Origin of the sequence: Chitinophaga sp. GbtcB8 (assembly GCF_019091455.1) — a bacterium.
Lineage (GTDB): Bacteria > Bacteroidota > Bacteroidia > Chitinophagales > Chitinophagaceae > Chitinophaga.
Genome location: NZ_JAGXJN010000055.1, coordinates 1 through 20,474, shown reverse-complemented (window position 1 = coordinate 20,474; position 20,474 = coordinate 1). Strand labels below are relative to the sequence as shown.

The following is a 20,474-nucleotide window of genomic DNA, read 5'->3' as shown; positions in this document are numbered from 1 at the left end:
AGTTGGAATCCCTCTTTTTCTGAAAAGTTTGTTATTACCTGATCACGGTTACCTCACCTTTTATAATGTTCGGATTACCGTTTGGCATTTTCTTGTAAGTAAGCCACCATACGTAGGTGCCTATTGTTACCGGTTGGCCCTGGTAGCGGCCGTCCCAGCCTTTCTTGGAATCATAACCCAGGTAGATCAGCTCACCCCAGCGGTTGAAGATGCGCAGTTCGTATTCGTACATCGGTCCGCGAACAACCGGGCGGAAGAAGTCGTTCTTACCATCACCGTTCGGTGAGAAGGCGTTCGGGAAGGTCGGTTTCGGATCACACTGCGTATAGTCTACCGTGATCTGGTCTGTTGCGCTGCCGCAATCATTGAACACGGTTACTGCGTAGGTACCAGCTGCTTTCACATCCAGGTATGGTCCGGTAGAACCATCTGACCACAGCACACTTTTAATATTGGCGCCTTCTGCACGTAAGCGGAGTGTTTCACCAATACACATTACTGTATCCAGGCCCAGGTCTATTCTCGGCATATCAGCCACTCTCAGGTACACACTGTCATAGAATACGCGGTTACAGAACCTGTCCATTACACCCAGGCGGTATTTACCGGTTTCAAAGAGGTTCTTCACCGGGTTCGGATCACCGTCATCCCACAGGTAGGAGATAGCGTCCTGCGTAGTACCGTCTATCGTGATCTGGCTACCCGGACAAATTTCCTGGTTCGGGCCCAGCTCTACTTTAATGGAAGGCTGCAGGCGTACATTCACCGTGTCTTTGATCATACAGTTATCCCTGCTTACCGTTACCCAGTACTGGCCTGGCTCATTCACCACAATGGAGTTGGTGGTGGCGCCGGTTACCCAGCGGATGTTACCGCCATTGTTCAGGTTTACGGTCAGCATTACGGATTGGTCCGGACAGATCGTAGTATCGCGGTTCAGTGTAATATCCGGCGGCGGATTCACCGTTACATTCACTGTATCGATGGTGATACAACCGCTCTTCACTACCTGCACCCAGAACTGTTCCTGTGTGCTTACCAGGATAGAGGAAGATGTAGCGCCGTTGCTCCACAGGTAAGTGCCGCCATCTACAAAGGCATCCAGCTTCACGCTCTGGCCGCGGCATATGGAAGCATCCGGAATATCTACCAGCGGCATGGGTATTACGGTTACCTGTATGGTATCTGTAGTGGTACAGATGCCGTTGGTTACAGATACCCAGTATTTACCGGCATTGGTGATGTTGATACGCTGCGTGGTTTCGCCGGTTGACCAGCGGATGGTGTAGGCAAAGTTGCCGGCACCTGCATCCAGTATCAGGCTGTTGCCACCGCATATAGTTGTATCACGGCCCAGGTTAACCATGGGAGAGGTGTTGTATTGCAGGTTATATACCACAGTATCGGATATACAACCGGTTACGCCGTCTCTTACTATAAAGCTGGCCTGGGTGGCATTATTCAGGTTAAATGCGCCGTTCTGCTGTGACCATGGTACCTGTACCGCGTTGGCCGGTACCACGCCTACCAGTATGTAGGTCGGGTTAGTCACATTATTCAGCGTTTTAATAGTAAAGGTCGGGTTGTCGGAACAGTTCACCGGCAGGGCAGGGTCCAGCACCGGTTTCGGACAGGCATTTACTACAATGCGCTGTATTACTTCTGTTGCCTGGTTACCACATGCGTCAGCTACTCTCCATCTTCTGATGATGGTATAACCGGAGCACACATCTTTCACATACGGATCTTCTGTCATGGCAGCCTGTTTCGGGAAGGCCGGATCACAGTTATCAGTAGCGGTTAAGACAGGTGCTGCAGGAATAGCATCGCCGCAGTTCAGTACCACATCCGCAGGCGGAGCGGTAATTACAGGGCGGGTAGTATCCTGTACGGTGATCACCTGGCGCCATACAGCCTGGTTACCACATTGGTCTATTGCTATCCAGGTGCGGATCAGGCGGTAGTTGCTTGCGCAGGCGCCTGGTATGTTTTCGCGTACCTGTGTGCGGCTCAGCTTCACAGTACCGCAGGCATCAGTTGCTACCACATTATTCGGCGGCGCTGGTACCGCATCACAATTCACGGTAGTATCAGCCGGAGGCCTTACTGTGAACACCGGTCTGGTGGTATCCTGTACGGTAATGGTCTGCGTCATGGTAGCGGTGTTACCACAATTATCTGTTGCTTTCCAGGTGCGTACCAGGCGGTAGTTGCCGGCGCAGGCAGGCTGCGTTGCAAATTTCTGCTCGCTGGTCATTACCGGTACATTGGCAGTACAGTTATCTGTTGCGGTGATGGCCGGCCATGAAGGCACTTTATCACAATCTACGGTCACATTTGCCGGTTGCGGCATTGAGAACACCGGACGGGTAGTATCCTGTACGGTAATGTTCTGTACCAGGGTAGCCATGTTGCCGCATTCGTCCCTGGCGATCCAGGTGCGTACTATCTGGTAGTTATCCGTACACTTGGCGCCCGGTATATTCTTACGTACATCCGTAGCCGTTACTGTTATAACACCCGGCGTACAGTTGTCCATAGCTGTTAATGGTGCTGCAGGCGGTACAGCGTTACAGTTCACGATGGTATCTCTCGGAGCTGTGCCTGTGAACACCGGCGGTGTTTTATCCTGTACGGTAATGGTCTGTGTCAGCGTTACGCGGTTGTTACAGCCATCCACAGCGGTCCAGGTACGTATTAATTTGTAGTTATTCACACATGCACCCGGTATATCCTGTCTGGTTTCAACCGGTGTTACTGACATGTTACCGAAACAATCGTCTACTGCATTCAGGTTCACTGCTGCCGGGATCTTATCACATTCTACGGTTACGTCGGCAGGTTTCTGAGAGGTGAACACTGGTGCAGTTCTGTCTACCACGGTAATGGTCTGTGATGCAGTGGTTGTCATACCGCAACGGTCAGTAGCTGTCCAGGTGCGGGTAAAGGTCTGCGTACAGCCATTTACGGAATTTGCATCCGTGAAGGTGACTGTCAGCGGCATATTTGTATACGGTGTGTGGCTGAACTGCGGTGTACCGAACAGGGTGGTGTAATCCATACCCATTCTGCAATCTACCGTCATCGGGCCAGGCACAAAGGTTACAACCGGCGGTTTGTTTATCACCGTTATCTTCACTGCATTGCTGGTTACACTGGCGCAGAAGCCGGAAGTTACTACTCTCCTGTACCAGGTATCCTGTGTTAACAGGCCCGGTGCATAAGTTGCGGCAGTGGCGCCGGGTATGCTCACAAAACCCGCGGTTGCGCTTGTGGTGCTGCTCTGCCATTGGTAGGTATAGGTACCATTACCGCCGGTAGGCGTAGTGCCGGTTAAAGCGGCCGGTATTTCTGTTAAACATACTGTTTGATCTGCGCTGATGGTATTGTTTGTTATCAGGTTGCGGTTAGCGATCACCACATCATCATTGCTCATAGCACAGGTTCCGTTGGTGATGGTCCAGCGCAGGGTTACCGTGTTACCCACAGCTACCGTTACTGTAGTTGTTGGATTATGAATGTCTGCAATAGTCGCAGTACCGCTTACAATGGTCCAGGTGCCTACCGCGCCGGTTACACCCGGTGCATTGGCCCTCATGGTAAAGCTGGTGGTATTGCTACACATATCCTGGTCAGGACCAGCATTGGCCATAGCCGGTGTTCTGTAATTCACCAGCACTACATCGTCGCTGGTAGCAGGACATACGCCGTTGCTGATAGTCCAGCGCAGTATTACAGAATCGCCTGCAGCCACGGTTACCGTAGAGGTTGGGCTAGTAGGGGCGGCGATGGTAGCAGTACCATATATTACCGTCCACCTGCCGGTACCCACAGTTGGCGTGTTGCCTGCCAGGGTAAAGGATGTTACGTTACACAGTTTCTGATCTGCACCTGCTGCCGCGATAGTCGGCTGACGGTAGCTTACTAATACTACATCATCACTGGTTGCAGGACATGTACCGTTGGTAATGGTCCAGCGCAGTATTACAGAGTCGCCAGGTACTACCGTTATGGTAGTGGTTGGGCTGGTAAGGTTAGCAATTACCGGTGTACCGTATATTATGCTCCATCTGCCTTTAGCTGTGGGCACGCTTGGTGTGTTGGCAGCCAGGGTAAAGGAGGTTACGTTACACATTTTCTGATCCGGGCCAGCAAGGGCAGGAGCGGCTGTTTTGTAGCTTACTAATGTTACATCATCAGTGCTCGGCGGACAGTTACCGTTGCTAATGGTCCAGCGCAGTATCACGGAGTCACCGGCAGCTACCGTTATGGTAGAAGTCGGGCTATTCGGATTTGCGATAACCGGGTTACCATATATTTTAGTCCACACACCTTTACCTACTGTTGGTGTGTTACCAGCCAGGGTGAAGGAGGTTACATTACACAATTTCTGATCAGCACCTGCTGCGGCAATGGTCGGCTGCGCGTAGCTTACCAGCGTTACATCGCTTGTGCTCGGCGGACAGTTACCGTTGGCAATAGTCCAGCGCAGGATAATAGAATCACCCGGTGCTACCGCAATGGTAGAAGTGGGGCTGGTCAGGTTAGCCGGCGCTTTACCACCATAAATAGTGGTCCAGTAACCATAACCTGCACCTGCGGCCGGTGTATTAGCCGCCAGGGTAAAGGAGGTTACGTTACACAGTTTCTGGTTAGGACCAGCAGCTGCTACGGTAGGCGTTTTATAGCTTACCAGCGTTACGTCACTGGTGCTCGGCGGACAGGTACCGTTGGCAATAGTCCAGCGAAGTATAATAGAATCACCCGGTACTACCGCAATGGTAGAAGTGGGGCTGGTCAGGTTAGCCGGGGCTTTACCACCATAAATAGTGGTCCAGTAACCATAACCTGCACCTGCTGCCGGCGTGTTAGCCGCCAGGGTAAAGGATGTTACGTTACACAGTTTCTGGTTAGGACCAGCTGCTGCGGTGGTAGGTGTTCTATAGCTCACCAATATTATATCATCGGTGCTTGGCGGACAGGTGCCGTTGGCAATAGTCCAACGCAGTACAATAGAGTCACCTGGTGCTACCGTGATGGCAGAGGTGGGGCTGGTAAGGTTAGCCGGGGCTTTACCACCATAAATAGTGGTCCAGTAACCGTAACCTGCACCTGCGGCCGGTGTGTTAGCTGCCAGGGTAAAGGACGTTACGTTACAATCCTTCTGATCCGGGCCGGCAGCTGCAACTGTAGGCGTTATATAACTTACTAATGTTACATCACTGGTGCTGGGCGGACATACGCCATTGGCAATAGTCCAGCGCAGTATAATAGAATCACCCGGTACTACCGTGATGGTAGAGGTGGGACTGGTCAGGTTAGCCGGAGCTTTACCACCATAAATAGTGGTCCAGTAACCGTAACCTGCACCTGCGGCCGGTGTATTGGCAGCCAGGGTAAAGGAGGTTACGTTACACAGTTTCTGGTTAGGACCAGCAGCTGCTACGGTAGGCGTTTTATAGCTTACCAGTGTTACATCACTGGTGCTCGGCGGACAGGTACCGTTAGAGATGGTCCAGCGCAGTACCACAGAGTCGCCCGGTACTACCGTTACGGTAGAGGTAGCGGAAGTAAGGCTGGCAATAACCGGCGTACCATATAAGATGCTCCATTTGCCGGTGCCTACACTTGGCGTGTTGGCAGCCAGGGTAAAGGAGGTTACGTTACACAATTTCTGATCTGCACCTGCAGCAGCCACTGTAGGCTGTTCATAGCTTACCAGTATTACATCGTCGCTGTTAGACGGGCAAAGCACACCGTTGCTGATAGTCCAGCGCAGTACTACTGAATCGCCCGGAGCTACCGTTACGGTAGAAGTGGGGCTCAGCAGATCAGCAATAACCGGCGTACCATGTACAATGCTCCACGCACCAGTACCAATGGCCGGTGTATTAGCTGCCAGGGTAAAGGATGTTACGTTACACAGTTTCTGGTCAGGGCCTGCTGCTGCAATGGTTGCAGATTCGTAGCTGATCAGCGTTACATCGTCAGTGCTTATGGCACAATTACCATTGGTGATGGTCCAGCGCAGTATCACAGAATCACCCTGGGCAATGGTAACACTGGAGGCGGGGCTGGTAGGAGTAGCAATATTAGCCGTTCCGTACACAACGCTCCATCTGCCGGTACCTGCGTTTACAGCAGGCGTGTTAGCCGCCATGGTGAAGGAAGTAGTATAACACAGTTTCTGGTCAGGACCAGCAGCTGCGGTAGTGGGCATTAAATAGCTTACTAAAGTTACATCACTAGTGCTGGGCGGACAGTTGCCGTTAGCAATGTTCCAGCGCAGTATGATGGAATCACCCGGTGCTACCGTAATGGTAGATGCCGGATCCGTCAGGTTAGCCGGGGCTTTACCACCATAAACAGTGGTCCAGTAACCATAACCGATGGTTGGTGTATTAGCTGCCAGGGTAAAGGATGTTACGTTACAATCCTTCTGGTTAGGACCGGCAGCTGCTACGGTAGGCGTTATATAGCTTACTAAAGTTACATCACTGGTGCTGGGCGGACAGTTACCGTTGGCAATAGTCCAGCGCAGTATGATGGAATCGCCGGGTACTACCGTAATGGCAGAGGTGGGGCTGGTAAGGTTGGTGGGAGCTTTACCGCCATAAATAGTGGTCCAGTAACCATGACCTGCACCTGCTGCCGGTGTGTTGGCTGCCAGGGTAAAGGACGTAACATTACACTGTTTCTGGTCAGGGCCAGCAGCTGCTACGGTAGGTGTTTTATAGCTTACTAAAGTTACATCATTAGTGCTGGGCGGACAGTTACCGTTGGCAATGTTCCAGCGCAGTATGATGGAATCACCCGGTGCTACTGTAATAGTAGAATTGGGATCAGTAAGATTAGCCGGGGCTTTACCGCCATAAACAGTGCTCCAGTAACCATAACCGATGGTTGGTGTATTAGCGGCCAGGGTAAAGGATGTTACGTTACAATCCTTCTGATCCGGACCGGCTGCTGCAACAGTAGGCGTTTCATAGCTTACTAATGTTACATCGCTGGTGCTGGGCGGACAGGTACCGTTAGCAATGTTCCAGCGCAGTACGATGGAATCACCCGGTGCTACCGTAATGGTAGAGGTGGGGCTGGTCAGGTTAGCCGGGGCTTTACCACCATAAACAGTGCTCCAGTAACCATAACCGATGGTTGGCGTATTAGCCGCCAGGGTAAAGGATGTTACGTTACAATCCTTCTGGTCAGGACCAGCTGCTGCTACGGTAGGCGTTCTATAGCTTACTAACGTTATGTCATCGGTGCTTGGCGGACAGTTACCGTTGGCAATAGTCCAGCGCAGTATAATAGAATCACCCGGTACTACCGCAATGGTAGAAGTGGGGCTCGTCAGGTTTGTTGGGGCTTTAGCACCGTAAATAGTGGTCCAGTAACCGTAACCTGCACCTGCTGCCGGTGTATTAGCTGCCAGGGTAAAGGATGTTACGTTACACAGCTTCTGATCAGGGCCAGCAGCTGCGGTGGTAGGCGTTCTATAGCTTACCAGCGTTACATCACTGGTGCTGGGCGGACAAGTACCGTTAGCAATGGTCCAGCGCAGTATAATAGAATCACCCGGTGCTACCGTAATGGTAGAGGTTGGGCTGGTCAGGTTTGTCGGGGCTTTGCTACCATAAATGGTAGTCCAGTAACCATAACCTGCACCTGCTGCCGGTGTATTGGCCGCCAGGGTAAAGGACGTTACGTTACAATCCTTCTGATCCGGGCCGGCATCAGCAACCGTAGGTGTTTTATAGCTTACTAATGTTACATCATTGGTGCTGGGCGGACAAGTACCATTTGCAATGGTCCAGCGCAGTACAATGGAATCACCTGGTACTACCGTAATGGTAGAGGTGGGACTGGTCAGGTTAGCCGGAGCTTTACCACCAGAAATGGTGGTCCAGTAACCATAACCTGCACCTGCGGCCGGTGGGTTAGCTGCCAGCGTAAAGGAAGTTACGTTACACAGTTTCTGATCAGGACCAGCGGCTGCTACAGTTGGTGTTTTATAGCTTACCAGTGTTATATCATCGGTGCTGGGCGGACAAGTACCATTGGCAATGGTCCAGCGCAGTACAATGGAATCACCTGGTACTACCGTAATGGTAGAGGTGGGGCTGGTAAGGTTAGCCGGAGCTTTACCACCAGAAATAGTGGTCCAGTAACCATAACCTGCACCTGCGGCCGGTGTGTTAGCCGCCAGGGTAAAGGATGTTACATTACACAGCTTCTGGTCAGGACCCGCGGCTGCTACAGTCGGTGTTTTATAGCTTACCAGTGTTATATCATCAGTGCTGGGCGGACAAGTACCATTTGCAATGGTCCAGCGCAGTACAATGGAATCACCCGGTACTACCGTAATGGTAGAGGTGGGACTGGTCAGGTTAGCCGGCGCTTTACCACCAGAAATGGTGGTCCAGTAACCATAACCTGCACCTGCGGCCGGTGCGTTAGCTGCCAGCGTAAAGGAAGTTACATTACACAGTTTCTGGTCAGGACCAGCGGCTGCTACAGTTGGTGTTTTATAGCTTACCAGTGTTATATCATCGGTGCTGGGCGGACAAGTGCCGTTGGCAATGGTCCATCGCAGTACAATGGAATCACCCGGTACTACCGTAATGGTAGAGGTAGGGCTGGTAAGGTTAGCCGGAGCTTTACCACCAGAAATAGTGGTCCAGTAACCATAACCTGCACCTGCGGCTGGCGCGTTAGCTGCCAGCGTAAAGGAGGTTACGTTACACAGCTTCTGGTCAGGGCCAGCGGCTGCTATAGTCGGTGTTTTATAGCTTACCAGCGTTATATCATCGGTGCTGGGCGGACAAGTACCATTTGCAATGGTCCAGCGCAGTACGATGGAATCACCCGGTACTACGGTAATGGTAGAAGTGGGACTGGTCAGGTTAGCCGGGGCTTTACCACCAGAAATAGTGGTCCAGTAACCGTAACCTGCACCTGCGGCTGGCGCGTTAGCTGCCAGCGTAAAGGATGTAACATTACACAGCTTCTGATCAGGACCAGCGGCTGCTACAGTTGGCGTTTTATAGCTTACCAGTGTTATATCATCGGTGCTGGGCGGACAAGTGCCGTTAGCAATGGTCCAGCGCAGTACAATGGAATCACCTGGTACTACCGTAATGGTAGAGGTGGGGCTGGTAAGGTTAGCCGGGGCTTTACCACCAGAAATGGTGGTCCAGTAACCATAACCTGCACCTGCTGCCGGTGTGTTAGCTGCCAGGGTAAAGGAAGTTACATTACACAGCTTCTGATCAGGACCAGCTGCTGCTACGGTAGGCGTTTTATAGCTTACCAATGTTATATCATCGGTGCTGGGCGGACAAGTGCCGTTGGCAATGGTCCAGCGCAGTACAATGGAATCACCCGGTACTACGGTAATGGTAGTATTGGGGGTAGTAAGACCAACCGGGGCTTTACCACCAGAAATGGTGGTCCAGTAACCATAACCTGCACCTGCGGCCGGTGTGTTAGCCGCCAGGGTAAAAGAAGTAACGTTACACAGCTTCTGATCAGGACCAGCAACTGCTACCGTAGGCGTTTTATAGGTTACCAGCGTTACATCACTGGTGCTGGGGGTACAGGGGCCATTAGCAATGGTCCAGCGTAATATAATAGAGTCGCCGGGTGTTAAACCGGTAACTGTAGTGGTTGGGCTGTTAGGGTTGGTGATCGTGCCAGCGGCACCATATACCTTGGTCCATGTACCTGTACCTATGGTTGCCGTGTTAGCTGCCAGGGTAAAGGAGGTTGCATTACACAACCGCTGTTTGGGTCCTGCATTCGCTACTGTAGGCTTGCTATAGTTGGTTAGCACTACCTGGTCACTTGTGCTCGGACATACACCATTGCTGATGGTCCAGGCCAGTGTAGCAGTAGCACCATTGGGCACTGTTACATTGGATGACTGGTTGGTGGGACTGGCTATAACAATATTAGCTACAGGCACAGAAGCGCTGATCACGCTCCAGGTACCTGTTGCGGTAGCCGGTGTGGCCGGGTTAGCAGCCATCAGGAAAGTAGGCACCTCGCAATGCTCCTGGTCAGGACCTGCTGCGGCAGTTACCGGCTGCGCTAATACTGTTACGGTAGCAGAGGCGCAGGTAGAGCTGCCGCAAGCGCCGGCGCTTTCAGCACGTACATAGAATGTAGTGGTAGTTGAGATGGTGCCTGTAGTAATGCTTGGGCCGGTACCTAAAAGAGCACCGCCGCAAGCACCTGCATACCATCTCCACACAGCACCTGTTCCCAGCGCGCCACCCTGTACGGTTAAGGTAACTGTTCCGCTTACGCACAATTGCGTTTTGTCGGCCAGTATTCCTGTGGGTGGGGTAGAAGGCGCCTGTACCACAACAGAGAATGGTTTGGTACGGTCGCAGCTCAGCGTAGTATTATGTAATACCAGGTTAAAGGTATAAGTGCCGGGTGCAGTACCTACCGGGTAAGTTACCGTGATGGGAGAGGCAGGCATAGCCTGGTTCATAACAGCGGTGAAACCCGGCATCGGGTTTGCACCGGCAGCTACCACATCGTAACGGCTGGGGTTATTGGTAGCCCCGGTGTACGGAATGGTAAAGGAGCCACTGGTGCGGCAGCTGGCAGGAATAGAGCCGATAGTTACATCAGGCAGATCCCGCACAGTTACGGTTCTGCTATCAGTAACCGAACAAGTACCGTTTGTTATGGTAACGCCATATGCAATTGATCCCGGTGTAGTGGGAACATCATGTATAGAAGTAGTGGTTTCACCGTTTGGTGTCCATAATATGTCATATCCTGCATTGATCGGGTCTATGCTTATATCTACCGCCTGGCCCAAACAGATAGTGGCCGGTGTGGTCATGGTAAGGTTGGGCACCGGCATATCATCCACAATTACCGGGGCATCTGCCTGCCGGTAACAGGTACGCCCGCTGCCATAATCCTTTCTGCCTATAACGGTATAAACAGTGGTGGTAGTAGGCGCAACAGTTATATTATCACTTTCCGTAGCTGCGGGATCATCCCAGGTATAGGTATCATATCCGCAACACGCCGTAAGCGTGGCGCTGCCGCCTATACATATTTGCGCCCCCGCCACCGATATTTTCGGGTTGGGAAGCAATATTACCTTTATCGGGACCGAAGGCTGGGCACAACTGCTGGTATTCCCAGCCTCGTAGATCATCAAACGGAACCATCTTTGCGTGATCACAGTAGGGCTACCCTGCAGCAGCAATGCATCTTCTGCAAAATGTAATATGCCGGTAGCGGAACCGGTTACGCCGTCACCGTCGCCGGAAATGGTGGTCCAGGTTAAGTTGTCATCACTATATTGCCAGAAGTATTGAGGACTTGTAAAATAATCTGCCGGGGCATATACAGAGGTAAGGTTGGTAGCTGCACCCGCACACATCGTATACTCGCCACCCAGCTGGTCTGTTTGCCCGTCAAAGAAGGAATAGATATAAGGAGCGCAATAAGAGAATGCGATATCATCTATCGCAATATCGTTACCACAACCACCAGGGTTATTATTCCTGATCCTTACAATAACACTACTTACACCCGGCGGCGTTTTAAAGCTACCGCCATATTGCTGCCAGCCGCGATTAATAGGATTGGCCTGCAACGGGGCAGATACATCATATGTATTAAACGTCTGCAGTACTGCATTGGTTGTTGCATTCACAATCTCAAAGGTTACGCCGGCATAGATCATACCGCCGGCGCAGGCGCCTTCCATTACTCCTTTACCATCCGCGTTACGGAACCAGGCGGTAAAATTATATACTGCACCGGTACATAAACCGTTTACGCGGCGGGAATAGAATAGTTTTGGATCATAAGCGGAGTTAGCCACCAGCATAGCGCCGTTGGTATTGCCGGTATGGTCTATAGAAGCATCCCATTCAGGGCGTTGCTGCAATTGATTGGCTATAGTATAATATTCATCGTTCAGGTTACCGGTAGGCTGATATATATATTCAATGGTACCTCTTGCAGGATCCAGTGGTATACGGGTAGTGGTTTGTCCAAAGTCCTCTGTAAAACCGGCCATCGTAGTGTTCTGGCCTTTACAAATGGTCATAGGGCAGCTGGCTGCTACCACATTTTTATTAACCGTGGAGGTAGTACCGTTTGCATTTGTGATAACTGCCCTTATCCTATAAGTGGCAGGTTTCAAAAATTCAACGGTAATAGAGCGGTTGCCAACTGAGTTAGGGGCACCACCGGTCGAATAGGAGCCTACTACGCCATATAATACATTATAATCCACCCCGGCAACGGAGGGAACACCCCCAACGGAAATACTCCAGTTGGTGCCCTGCATGTCACCAATGCTAAGGCTCATGGAGGCCCACCGTTTATTGGTGGCGTCGGGTGAAATACAAACAGTAGCCGGCGCGTTCATGGTCTGCGCAACGGCAGTACCTGTCGTAAAGGCAATCAGTAAATATAGGAGAGCTAGTAGCTTTTTCATTTTTCTGTAATCCAATTGAGTGAAAAAAGTATCATTTTGAGGAGGTTTCATACCTGCCAAAATGATGTTGATTTACAGGGTTTTGCAACCAAAAAAAGTACTTGCCCCCTTGCCTGGCCGGCCTTTTGAGTTGTGTAAACTGGTTTCATAGGCATCGCTTAATCGTTCGGTTAATAATATATGATACGGCTAAAATATGAGACTATTTTAAAATTAAAATTAGTAATAATATACAAAATAAAAAATGTGTATATGTCAAAACGGCATCTACACAAACGTGTTAGTACATAAAAAGGCAGAAGGCGGATTTGATAGTCAATTGTTTACCGAAGCCTAAAAAATTGTAAAAAAGTGTTAAAAAGTTATCCACATGACAAGTGGGGAATCTGGAAGTGGATAAAATATTTGAAGTGACTGTGTTATGTTTAATTTATTTCCCTACCTTTGCAGACCAAATTCGTATTTAAGATGCCTAAAGTAAAGACTCATTCCCGTGCGAAGAAAACGTTTAAGGTGACCGGGAGCGGACAGATCAAAAGGTACAAGGCTTTTAAAAGTCACCTGCTGACTAAGAAAGCTACCAAAAGAAAACGTAGCCTCCGCGGCAGCACACTGGTTAGTGACGCTAACCTGAACCTGGTAAAGCGGCTGCTTTGCCTCCGTTAATTATAACTTATTTATTAATCTGATCAAAAAAGCAGCATATGCCTCGTTCAGTAAACGCCGTTGCTTCCCGTGCCCGCAGGAAGAAGATCTTAAAACAGGCGAAGGGCTTTTACGGTAAAAGAAAGAATGTATATACCGTAGCCAAAAACGTATTAGAAAAAGGGCTGACTTATAGCTATGTAGGCCGTAAGCTGAAGAAAAGAAATTACCGTCAGCTGTGGATTGCACGTATCAATGCTGCAGTACGCGCAGAAGGTATAACTTATTCTGAATTCATTCACAAGCTGTCTGAAAAGAAGATTGACCTGAACAGGAAAGTACTGGCAGATTTAGCGATGAATGAACCCGCAACTTTCAAAAGCCTGGTGGCTTCTGTAAAGTAATCACGCAACTCAGATTATTTCAAATACGCGATAGCTGGCATCCCACAGGATGCCGGCTATTTTGTTTTTGCCAAAAATGCCTACCATGGCAGATCCGCTGCCACTCATAGTTGCATATAAAGCCCCTGCTTCATATAACTGCTCTTTTATTTCCCTTAATACGGGATGCGCACTGAACACCGGCGCTTCAAAATCATTTATAATAAGATCTTTCCAGGAAGTTACCGGCTGCAGAATGCTTTCCTGCAGCGATAGCTCCGGCTGCTGCGGTGTAATTTGCCCGAAGGCCCAACCGGTATTTACATGAATACCGGGGTACACCAATAACATGGAGTACCCGCTCAGATCTACTGCCAAAGGCTGCAACACTTCGCCTCGGCCGGTTGCATAACAGGGCTGATTACGGATAAAGAAAGCGCAATCGCTTCCCAGCTGTGCTGCATAATTTATTAATTGTGCTGCGGATAATTCTAAACGGAACTTATCATTCAGCAGCTGCAGCATAAAGGCAGCATCCGCAGAACCACCGCCCAGACCGGCTCCTATAGGAATATGTTTATGCAGGTGAATATTTACAGCAGGCAGCTCCGGAAAATCTTTTTTCAATAAATGCCAGGCTTTCAAACACAGGTTATCCGCTGTATTACCGGGAACGGTTATACCACTGCTGTTAAAGTGCAGCTCATCGTGAGCTAATACTTCCAGCGCATCTTTTATCTGTACGGGGTAAAAGATAGTTTCCAGGTCATGAAAGCCATCGGCCCTGCGGCGCAGGATGTGTAAACCTAAATTTATTTTGCAATTGGGAAAAACGATCATGCGATTAGTCCATGGTCCATGGTCCATCGTCCATGGCGATTATCGTTTGTATTATGGGAGCTATCTGATACCTGGAGAAAATTCTCTGCTCGGAAAATGCCATGGACCATCTACTATGGACCATGGGCCACTTATGCTCACCGGCCTGCTTTGCGGCTGTTGATCTCATCGCGGATGGCAATAGCGCGAATGTAATCTTCCTGCTCCAGCACATCCTGTAACAGGGTGCTCAACTCTTCTACACTCATCGCTTTCAGGTCATCTTCTGCGCCTTTTTCATGTTCTGAAATAGTAGGCGTAGTAGGTTTATTTGCTTTTTTACCGGTAGGATCATCCAGCAGGATGCCGGCGCTGTTGAGGATATTTTCGTATGTGTAAATGGGGCAGCCAAAACGTACTGCCAGTGCCAGCGCATCAGAAGTACGGGAATCTATTTCTATGGTTTCGTCGTTATTGTGGCAGATCAGCTTTGAGTAAAAAATGCCCTCCTGCAGGTTACTGATAACCACTTCTGAAAGCTCTATATTAAAAGCATTCATGAAATTCTTCATCAGGTCATGCGTTAAAGGGCGGCTGGGTTGCATTTTCTCAAGTGCCACGGCAATCGCCTGCGCTTCAAAGCCCCCAATAACAATAGGCAATCGGCGCAATCCGTTCACTTCTCCCAATACCACGGCATACGAGTGTGTTTGCGTAATGCTGTGTGATAAAGCAACTATTTCCAGTTCTATTTTTCTCATATTTGTTATCTGTCTCGCGTTGTCGGCTGATAATTTTGTAAGACCGTGAAGTTAGAAAAATATTTCCTGATCTAAAAACAAGCCGGGAGTTTGTTAGCTTGCCGCCAGGCAGCACCGGTACCGCTGTTTTGTTAAAAATAGCGCTGCCGGACTGCCTGGGACCAACTATCAACTTATTATCTTAGTTTTTTAACGGCTTCCGTAATCTTAGGCACTACTTCAAAAGCATCGCCCACAATACCATAATCAGCAGCTTTAAAGAAAGGCGCTTCCGGGTCTTTATTGATCACCACAATCACCTTGCTGCCGTTTACGCCGGCCAGGTGCTGTATAGCGCCGGAAATGCCAATGGCTATATACAGGTTGGGCCGTACAGTTAAACCGGTTTGGCCTACGTGCTCATGATGCGGGCGCCAGCCGGTATCTGCTACCGGGCGGGAGCAGGCGGTAGCTGCACCCAGGGCTTTAGCCAGGTCTTCTACCAGGCCCCAGTTCTCAGGGCCTTTTAATCCACGGCCGCCACTTACAATGATCTCCGCTTCTGTCAGCGGTACTTCGCCGCTTACGGTTTCTACCTTACTTACTTTTACCTTAAAATCTGCATCGTTTACAGGCGCATCAAAAGGCTGCACAGTGGCTGTAGCGCCTGTAGGCTCCAGGGCAAAGGTGTTGGGCATAACCGTGAGCACCTTTTTGGCAGAGGTTATATTCACGTTTGCAAAGGCCTTGCCGGAAAACACTGTTTTCTTTACCACAAAACCATTGGCGGTATCCGGTAATCCGATAGCGCCGGTTACCAGGCCTGCCTGCAGGCGCGCAGCTACCCGGGGGGCCACTGCACGGCCGTCAAAATTGTGGGAGAAAATGATCACCTGCGCATCTTCCTGGCTGGCGGCCGCTACGATCACTTTGGCAGCTACACCGCTATCCGATTCATTGAGCTTAGCATTTGCGGCATGTAATACTTTTTGTGCGCCGTAATTGCCTAACGCGGCCAGCTCTGCGTTATCCGCTTCGCCTAATACTATAGCCGTGGCCGTTGTTCCTAGCTTTTGTGCAACTTTAGCCCCATATTGTACGGCTTCAAAAGCAGCTTTTTTTATTTTTCCCTGGGATTGATCCGCGAATATTAAAACAGACATGAGATGTACGATTTTAGATTTTAGATTTACGATTTATGTGGAGCGTATGGAATTAGCCAGGATTTATGATTTCAGACCGGGTGTGAGGTTAAGATCTAAAATTGTAAATCCAAAATCGTAAATCAGATCACTTTGGCTTCTTCGTGCAATAATTTTACCAGTTCTTCAACATTGTCGGCCGGAATAAGCTTTACGCCTGCTTTTGCAGGGGGCAGCTCAAAGCTTACAATGCTGGTAAGAGCTTCTGCTGCAACAGGCTCTACTACGGTTAACGGTTTGGTGCGGGCAGCCATAATACCGCGCATATTGGGTATACGCGCTTCCGCCATTCCTTTCTGGCAGGAGACTGCTACCGGAAGGTTTACTGTTACAATTTCCTCACCGCCTTCAATTTCGCGGTTAACGGTAGCAGTGGTACCATTCAGCTCAAATTTGGCTGCAATGGAAATAAAGGGCAGGTCCAGCAGCTCCGCTACCATGCCGCCTATAGATGAACCATTATAGTCAATAGTTTCCTTACCGGTAAAGATGAGGTCATATCCCTGTTGTTTGGCATGGGCCGCAATCTGCGATGCAATGTAATAACTGTCCTGGCTATCCGCATTTATACGAAAAGCCTCATCGCCGCCAAGGGCCAGGGCTTTACGGATCACAGGCTCAGTATCTGCGCCGCCAACGGTTACCAGGTGCACGGTGGCGCCCTGTGTTTCTTTTAACTCTAATGCGCGTACCAGCGCATACCACTCATCATAGGGGTTAATGATAAACTGTACACCGGCTTCACTGAATTTCGTGTTGTTGTCTGTGAAAGCTATTTTTGCAGTGGTATCCGGCGTTTTACTGATACATACTAAAATCTTCATAACCTTAAAACTGTTTGGTTTGGAAAAAGCGGTATCAGCAAATATAACGGATATTGGTTAACTAATAAAACCAACAATGGACCGGATTTCTAAACTAAAAGCCTTCCTGGAAAGCAGCCCTGATGATAGTTTTCTGAAGCATGCACTGGCCCTGGAATATATAAAGCTGGAGGATGATGCGGCTGCCCGCCGGCTGTTTGAAGAGCTGCTGGAAAAAGAGCCGGAATATGTAGGCTCCTATTATCACCTGGGCAAGCTGCTGGAAAGGGCAGGAGAGGCCTCCCTGGCCGGAGCCACCTACGAAAAAGGTATGGCCATGGCCAGATCCGTGAACGACAAACATGCCTATAACGAGCTGCAGGCAGCGTATGAGGACCTGATGTATTAGTCAATTACGGATGGTCAATTACGCCCCGCCAAACGGAGTATGGATGCCATTGGAAAGACATTATGATATGAATAATTGCGAATGGGAATGCGGCGGATAGAGGTGTTTGAAAAAGCAGCCCGTTACTTCTGGGGTAGATAACTTAACTAATTATGCAAAACAACCTTCTTACAGGTTTTTCAGAATACATTCAGCGGGAACAATTATTTACACCTGCACAACCCATCTTACTGGCAGTTAGCGGCGGTGCGGATTCTGTGGCGATGGCGCATTTGTTCCATACTGCCGGTTTTCCCTTTGCCATAGCGCATTGCAACTTCCAGCTACGGGGTGCGGAATCAGAGCGTGACGAAGCATTTGTACAACAACTAGCCGCCCGTTATAATGTACCGCTTTATACAACCAAATTTGATACTGCCGCCTATATGGATCAGCAGCGTGTATCCGTTCAGGTAGCTGCCCGGGAGCTGCGTTACCAGTGGCTGGAAGCTACCCGTAAGGCGCAGCAATATGCCTTTATTGCCACCGCCCACCATATGCAGGATAATGTGGAAACAGCGCTTATGAACTTTTCAAAGGGTACGGGCCTGGCAGGGCTGCACGGCATTTTACCCAGGCAGGGCACGGTTATACGGCCATTGCTGTTTGCGCAAAAAGAAGCGTTACAGGATTTTATAAATGCGCAGGGGCTTACGTTTGTAGAAGACAGCTCCAACATAACGGATAAATATACACGCAATTTTTTCAGGCATCATGTGCTACCGCCTATCAGGGAAGCTTATCCAGGTGCAGTGGCCAATATGGCCGCTACCATTGAGCGTATACGGGAAGCCGAACAGCTGTTCCAGGAAGCGGTAGAACGCCACAGGAAAAGATTGCTGGAACGCAAAGGGGATACCTGGATGATACCGGTGCTAAAACTGCAAAAAACCAAACCGTTGGTTACGATTGCGTACGAGATCTTTAAAGGATTTGGTTGCCCGCCAGCCCAGGTAAATGCTGTGCTGGACCTGCTGGAAAGCGGATCCGGCAGGTATGTGGATACGGCTACCCATCGTATTCTCCGCAATCGCGAATGGCTGCTGATAACACCCCTTGAACAGCCGGAACCCGCTATACTGGTGATTGAACCGGAACATTCCCATGTACACACCGGCAGCGGGCATTTAAAGCTGCGCGTGCAGGAGAGAGCAGCCCTGGGCAGCATTCCCACTGCAACAGCTATTGCCTGTTTGGATAAACAACAGATCCGCTACCCGCTGCTGCTTCGCCGCTGGAAACAGGGCGATTATTTTTATCCCTTGGGTATGGCCAAAAAGAAAAAGCTGAGCCGCTTTTTTATTGATCAGAAACTTTCTTTACCACAGAAGGAAAAGGTATGGGTGCTGGAATCTGCAAAGCGGATCGTATGGGTAGTGGGTATGCGGATCGATGACCGGTTTAAGTTAACGGAACATACGAAAGAGGTGTTGTATCTGGAATGGGAATAGCAGCTCATGCCACCCATTCAATCATCCGCCTCAATCAATCAGTAATTAAATCTTATTTCCAAAGAGAGGATATCTGCTCTATAAAATACCCTGCCAGCTGAGGTTTAAGAGCCAATGGAAATACTACGCCAAAAACAGCGCCCCAGAAGTGTGCATCATGGTTAATACCATCTCCGCCACGGCGCGACATATACACGGAATAACCCAGGAAAAGCACCCCGTATAAAATAGCCGGCATAGGTATCACAAACACAATGATCTTAGCCCAGGGCTGAAAAAGAATAAAAGCAAATACCACGGCCGATACTGCGCCGGAAGCGCCGATAGAGCGGTAGCTATAGTTATTGCGGTGACGGATGTAAGAAGGAATATCGGAGATGATCAATGCCAGCACATAGAATAGCAGGAAATACAGTTTGCCGCCAAAGACCTGCTGAAACATGATCTCAATGTACTTGCCAAAAAACCACATCGTGAGCATGTTAAAGCCCAGGTGCATGTAATCTGCGTGTACCAATCCGGCGGTAATAAAACGGTAATATTGATTATGTTCTTTTACCATGTAAGGCCACATGCTCAGCTTATCTATTTCCCCGGGCCGGCTAAAGGCGGTAATAGAGATAATACAGGTAACAACGATGATCACTAAGCTTAAGGTCAGCATAAAAAGTTCTGTCCGGTTAAAAAATGTAAATGTAGTTATTGGTGATGATATTTCTCATTATGTAATACAGAATAAGCGCGATAAAGCTGTTCCGTTACAATTAACCGTACCAGCTGATGGGGAAAGGTAAGCTGGGAGAGAGATAGCTTGCCCTGCGCCCGTTGAAGGATACTGGCATCCAGTCCGAACGCGCCGCCGATCAGCAAAATCAGCTGGCGGGTAGCCGCATTGGTACGCTGCTGCAGAAAATCGGCCAGCTGCAGGGTGGTCATCATTTTACCATGCTCATCCAGGGCCAGGAGATAGTCCTGGGGTTGTAGCAGGTCCAGGATAATTTTAGCTTCCTGCTTTTTTAGTTCAGGGATCGATAAACTGGCCGCCTGTTTAACCGTAGGAATGAGACGCAGCTCAAAATCCACGTAATGTTGCAGGCGTTTTTGGTAAATGGCAATGCCTTCTTTAATATAAGGATCATTTTCTTTGCCGATGCTCCAGAGCTGTATCTTCATTTTTTTTGTTGTATGATTTCCGGCCATTTGCCCGGTGGCAGTGAATTTTATTATATTGTAAAAGTACTGGTTAATAGAAATTTGTAGAAATTTATGTACAACTATTTGTTAGTTTCAGAAAAACGCATACTTTTGCAATCCCAATCGAACAAATGACCTCAGGGTCTGAAGTAAGAAAAAGGAAATGGCTCCGTAGCTCAACTGAATAGAGCATCTGACTACCGAACAGGAGGTTTCAAGTTTGTATCCCGGCGGAGGCACAGGAAAGGGAAAGGGTCAACGAAAGTTGGTCCTTTTTTATTTGGGGTAAGTTCAGCTGGATAGGCATCCCG

11 protein-coding genes are annotated in these 20,474 nt (G+C 49.4%); 4 read left to right on the top strand and 7 right to left on the bottom strand.

Features of this window, described 5'->3' with window-relative positions:
* Positions 1-34: 34 nt before the first annotated feature.
* Positions 35-12,478, bottom strand: coding sequence for a gliding motility-associated C-terminal domain-containing protein (locus KVT36_RS29655; RefSeq protein ID WP_217607053.1), 12,444 nt, complete (start codon positions 12,476-12,478; stop codon positions 35-37).
* A 468-nt stretch (positions 12,479-12,946) separates the two neighbouring features.
* Here KVT36_RS29655 and rpmI point away from each other — a divergent pair, with 468 nt between their 5' ends.
* Both rpmI and rplT read left to right on the top strand, forming a co-directional pair.
* Positions 12,947-13,144 (top strand): 50S ribosomal protein L35, encoded by a 198-nt coding sequence (rpmI, locus tag KVT36_RS29650; RefSeq protein WP_089911997.1) that lies wholly within the window; start codon positions 12,947-12,949, stop codon positions 13,142-13,144.
* Positions 13,145-13,182: 38 nt separating this feature from the next.
* Entirely contained in the window at positions 13,183-13,527 is a 345-nt protein-coding gene (rplT, locus tag KVT36_RS29645; RefSeq protein ID WP_089911666.1) for a 50S ribosomal protein L20, read from the top strand.
* 9 nt (positions 13,528-13,536) lie between these two features.
* Here the strand turns inward: rplT and ispE are convergent, their stop codons facing one another.
* From ispE to KVT36_RS29625, 4 genes are all read right to left on the bottom strand, one after another.
* Positions 13,537-14,373, bottom strand: coding sequence for a 4-(cytidine 5'-diphospho)-2-C-methyl-D-erythritol kinase (gene ispE, locus KVT36_RS29640; RefSeq protein ID WP_254640253.1), 837 nt, complete (start codon positions 14,371-14,373; stop codon positions 13,537-13,539).
* Between the two features lie 110 nt (positions 14,374-14,483).
* Positions 14,484-15,086 carry a bifunctional nuclease family protein gene (locus tag KVT36_RS29635; RefSeq protein WP_217607052.1) on the bottom strand — a complete coding sequence of 201 codons (603 nt, stop codon included), beginning with the start codon at positions 15,084-15,086 and terminating at the stop codon, positions 14,484-14,486.
* Between the two features lie 176 nt (positions 15,087-15,262).
* Complete coding sequence (locus KVT36_RS29630) at positions 15,263-16,228, bottom strand: electron transfer flavoprotein subunit alpha/FixB family protein (protein WP_217607051.1); 966 nt, start codon at positions 16,226-16,228, stop codon at positions 15,263-15,265.
* Between the two features lie 122 nt (positions 16,229-16,350).
* Complete coding sequence (locus KVT36_RS29625; protein ID WP_217607050.1) at positions 16,351-17,091, bottom strand: electron transfer flavoprotein subunit beta/FixA family protein; 741 nt, start codon at positions 17,089-17,091, stop codon at positions 16,351-16,353.
* Between the two features lie 76 nt (positions 17,092-17,167).
* On the opposite strand from KVT36_RS29625, the gene KVT36_RS29620 reads away from it, so the two are divergent.
* Both KVT36_RS29620 and tilS read left to right on the top strand, forming a co-directional pair.
* Entirely contained in the window at positions 17,168-17,479 is a 312-nt protein-coding gene (locus KVT36_RS29620; protein WP_217607049.1) for a hypothetical protein, read from the top strand.
* Positions 17,480-17,631: 152 nt separating this feature from the next.
* Positions 17,632-18,969, top strand: coding sequence for a tRNA lysidine(34) synthetase TilS (gene tilS, locus KVT36_RS29615; protein WP_217607048.1), 1,338 nt, complete (start codon positions 17,632-17,634; stop codon positions 18,967-18,969).
* Between the two features lie 52 nt (positions 18,970-19,021).
* On the opposite strand, the gene KVT36_RS29610 is transcribed toward tilS, so the two are convergent.
* Together KVT36_RS29610 and rlmH are read right to left on the bottom strand one after the other, a co-directional pair.
* Positions 19,022-19,633 (bottom strand): rhomboid family intramembrane serine protease, encoded by a 612-nt coding sequence (locus tag KVT36_RS29610; protein ID WP_217607047.1) that lies wholly within the window; start codon positions 19,631-19,633, stop codon positions 19,022-19,024.
* Between the two features lie 35 nt (positions 19,634-19,668).
* Complete coding sequence (gene rlmH / locus KVT36_RS29605) at positions 19,669-20,142, bottom strand: 23S rRNA (pseudouridine(1915)-N(3))-methyltransferase RlmH (RefSeq protein WP_217607046.1); 474 nt, start codon at positions 20,140-20,142, stop codon at positions 19,669-19,671.
* Positions 20,143-20,474 lie beyond the last annotated feature (332 nt).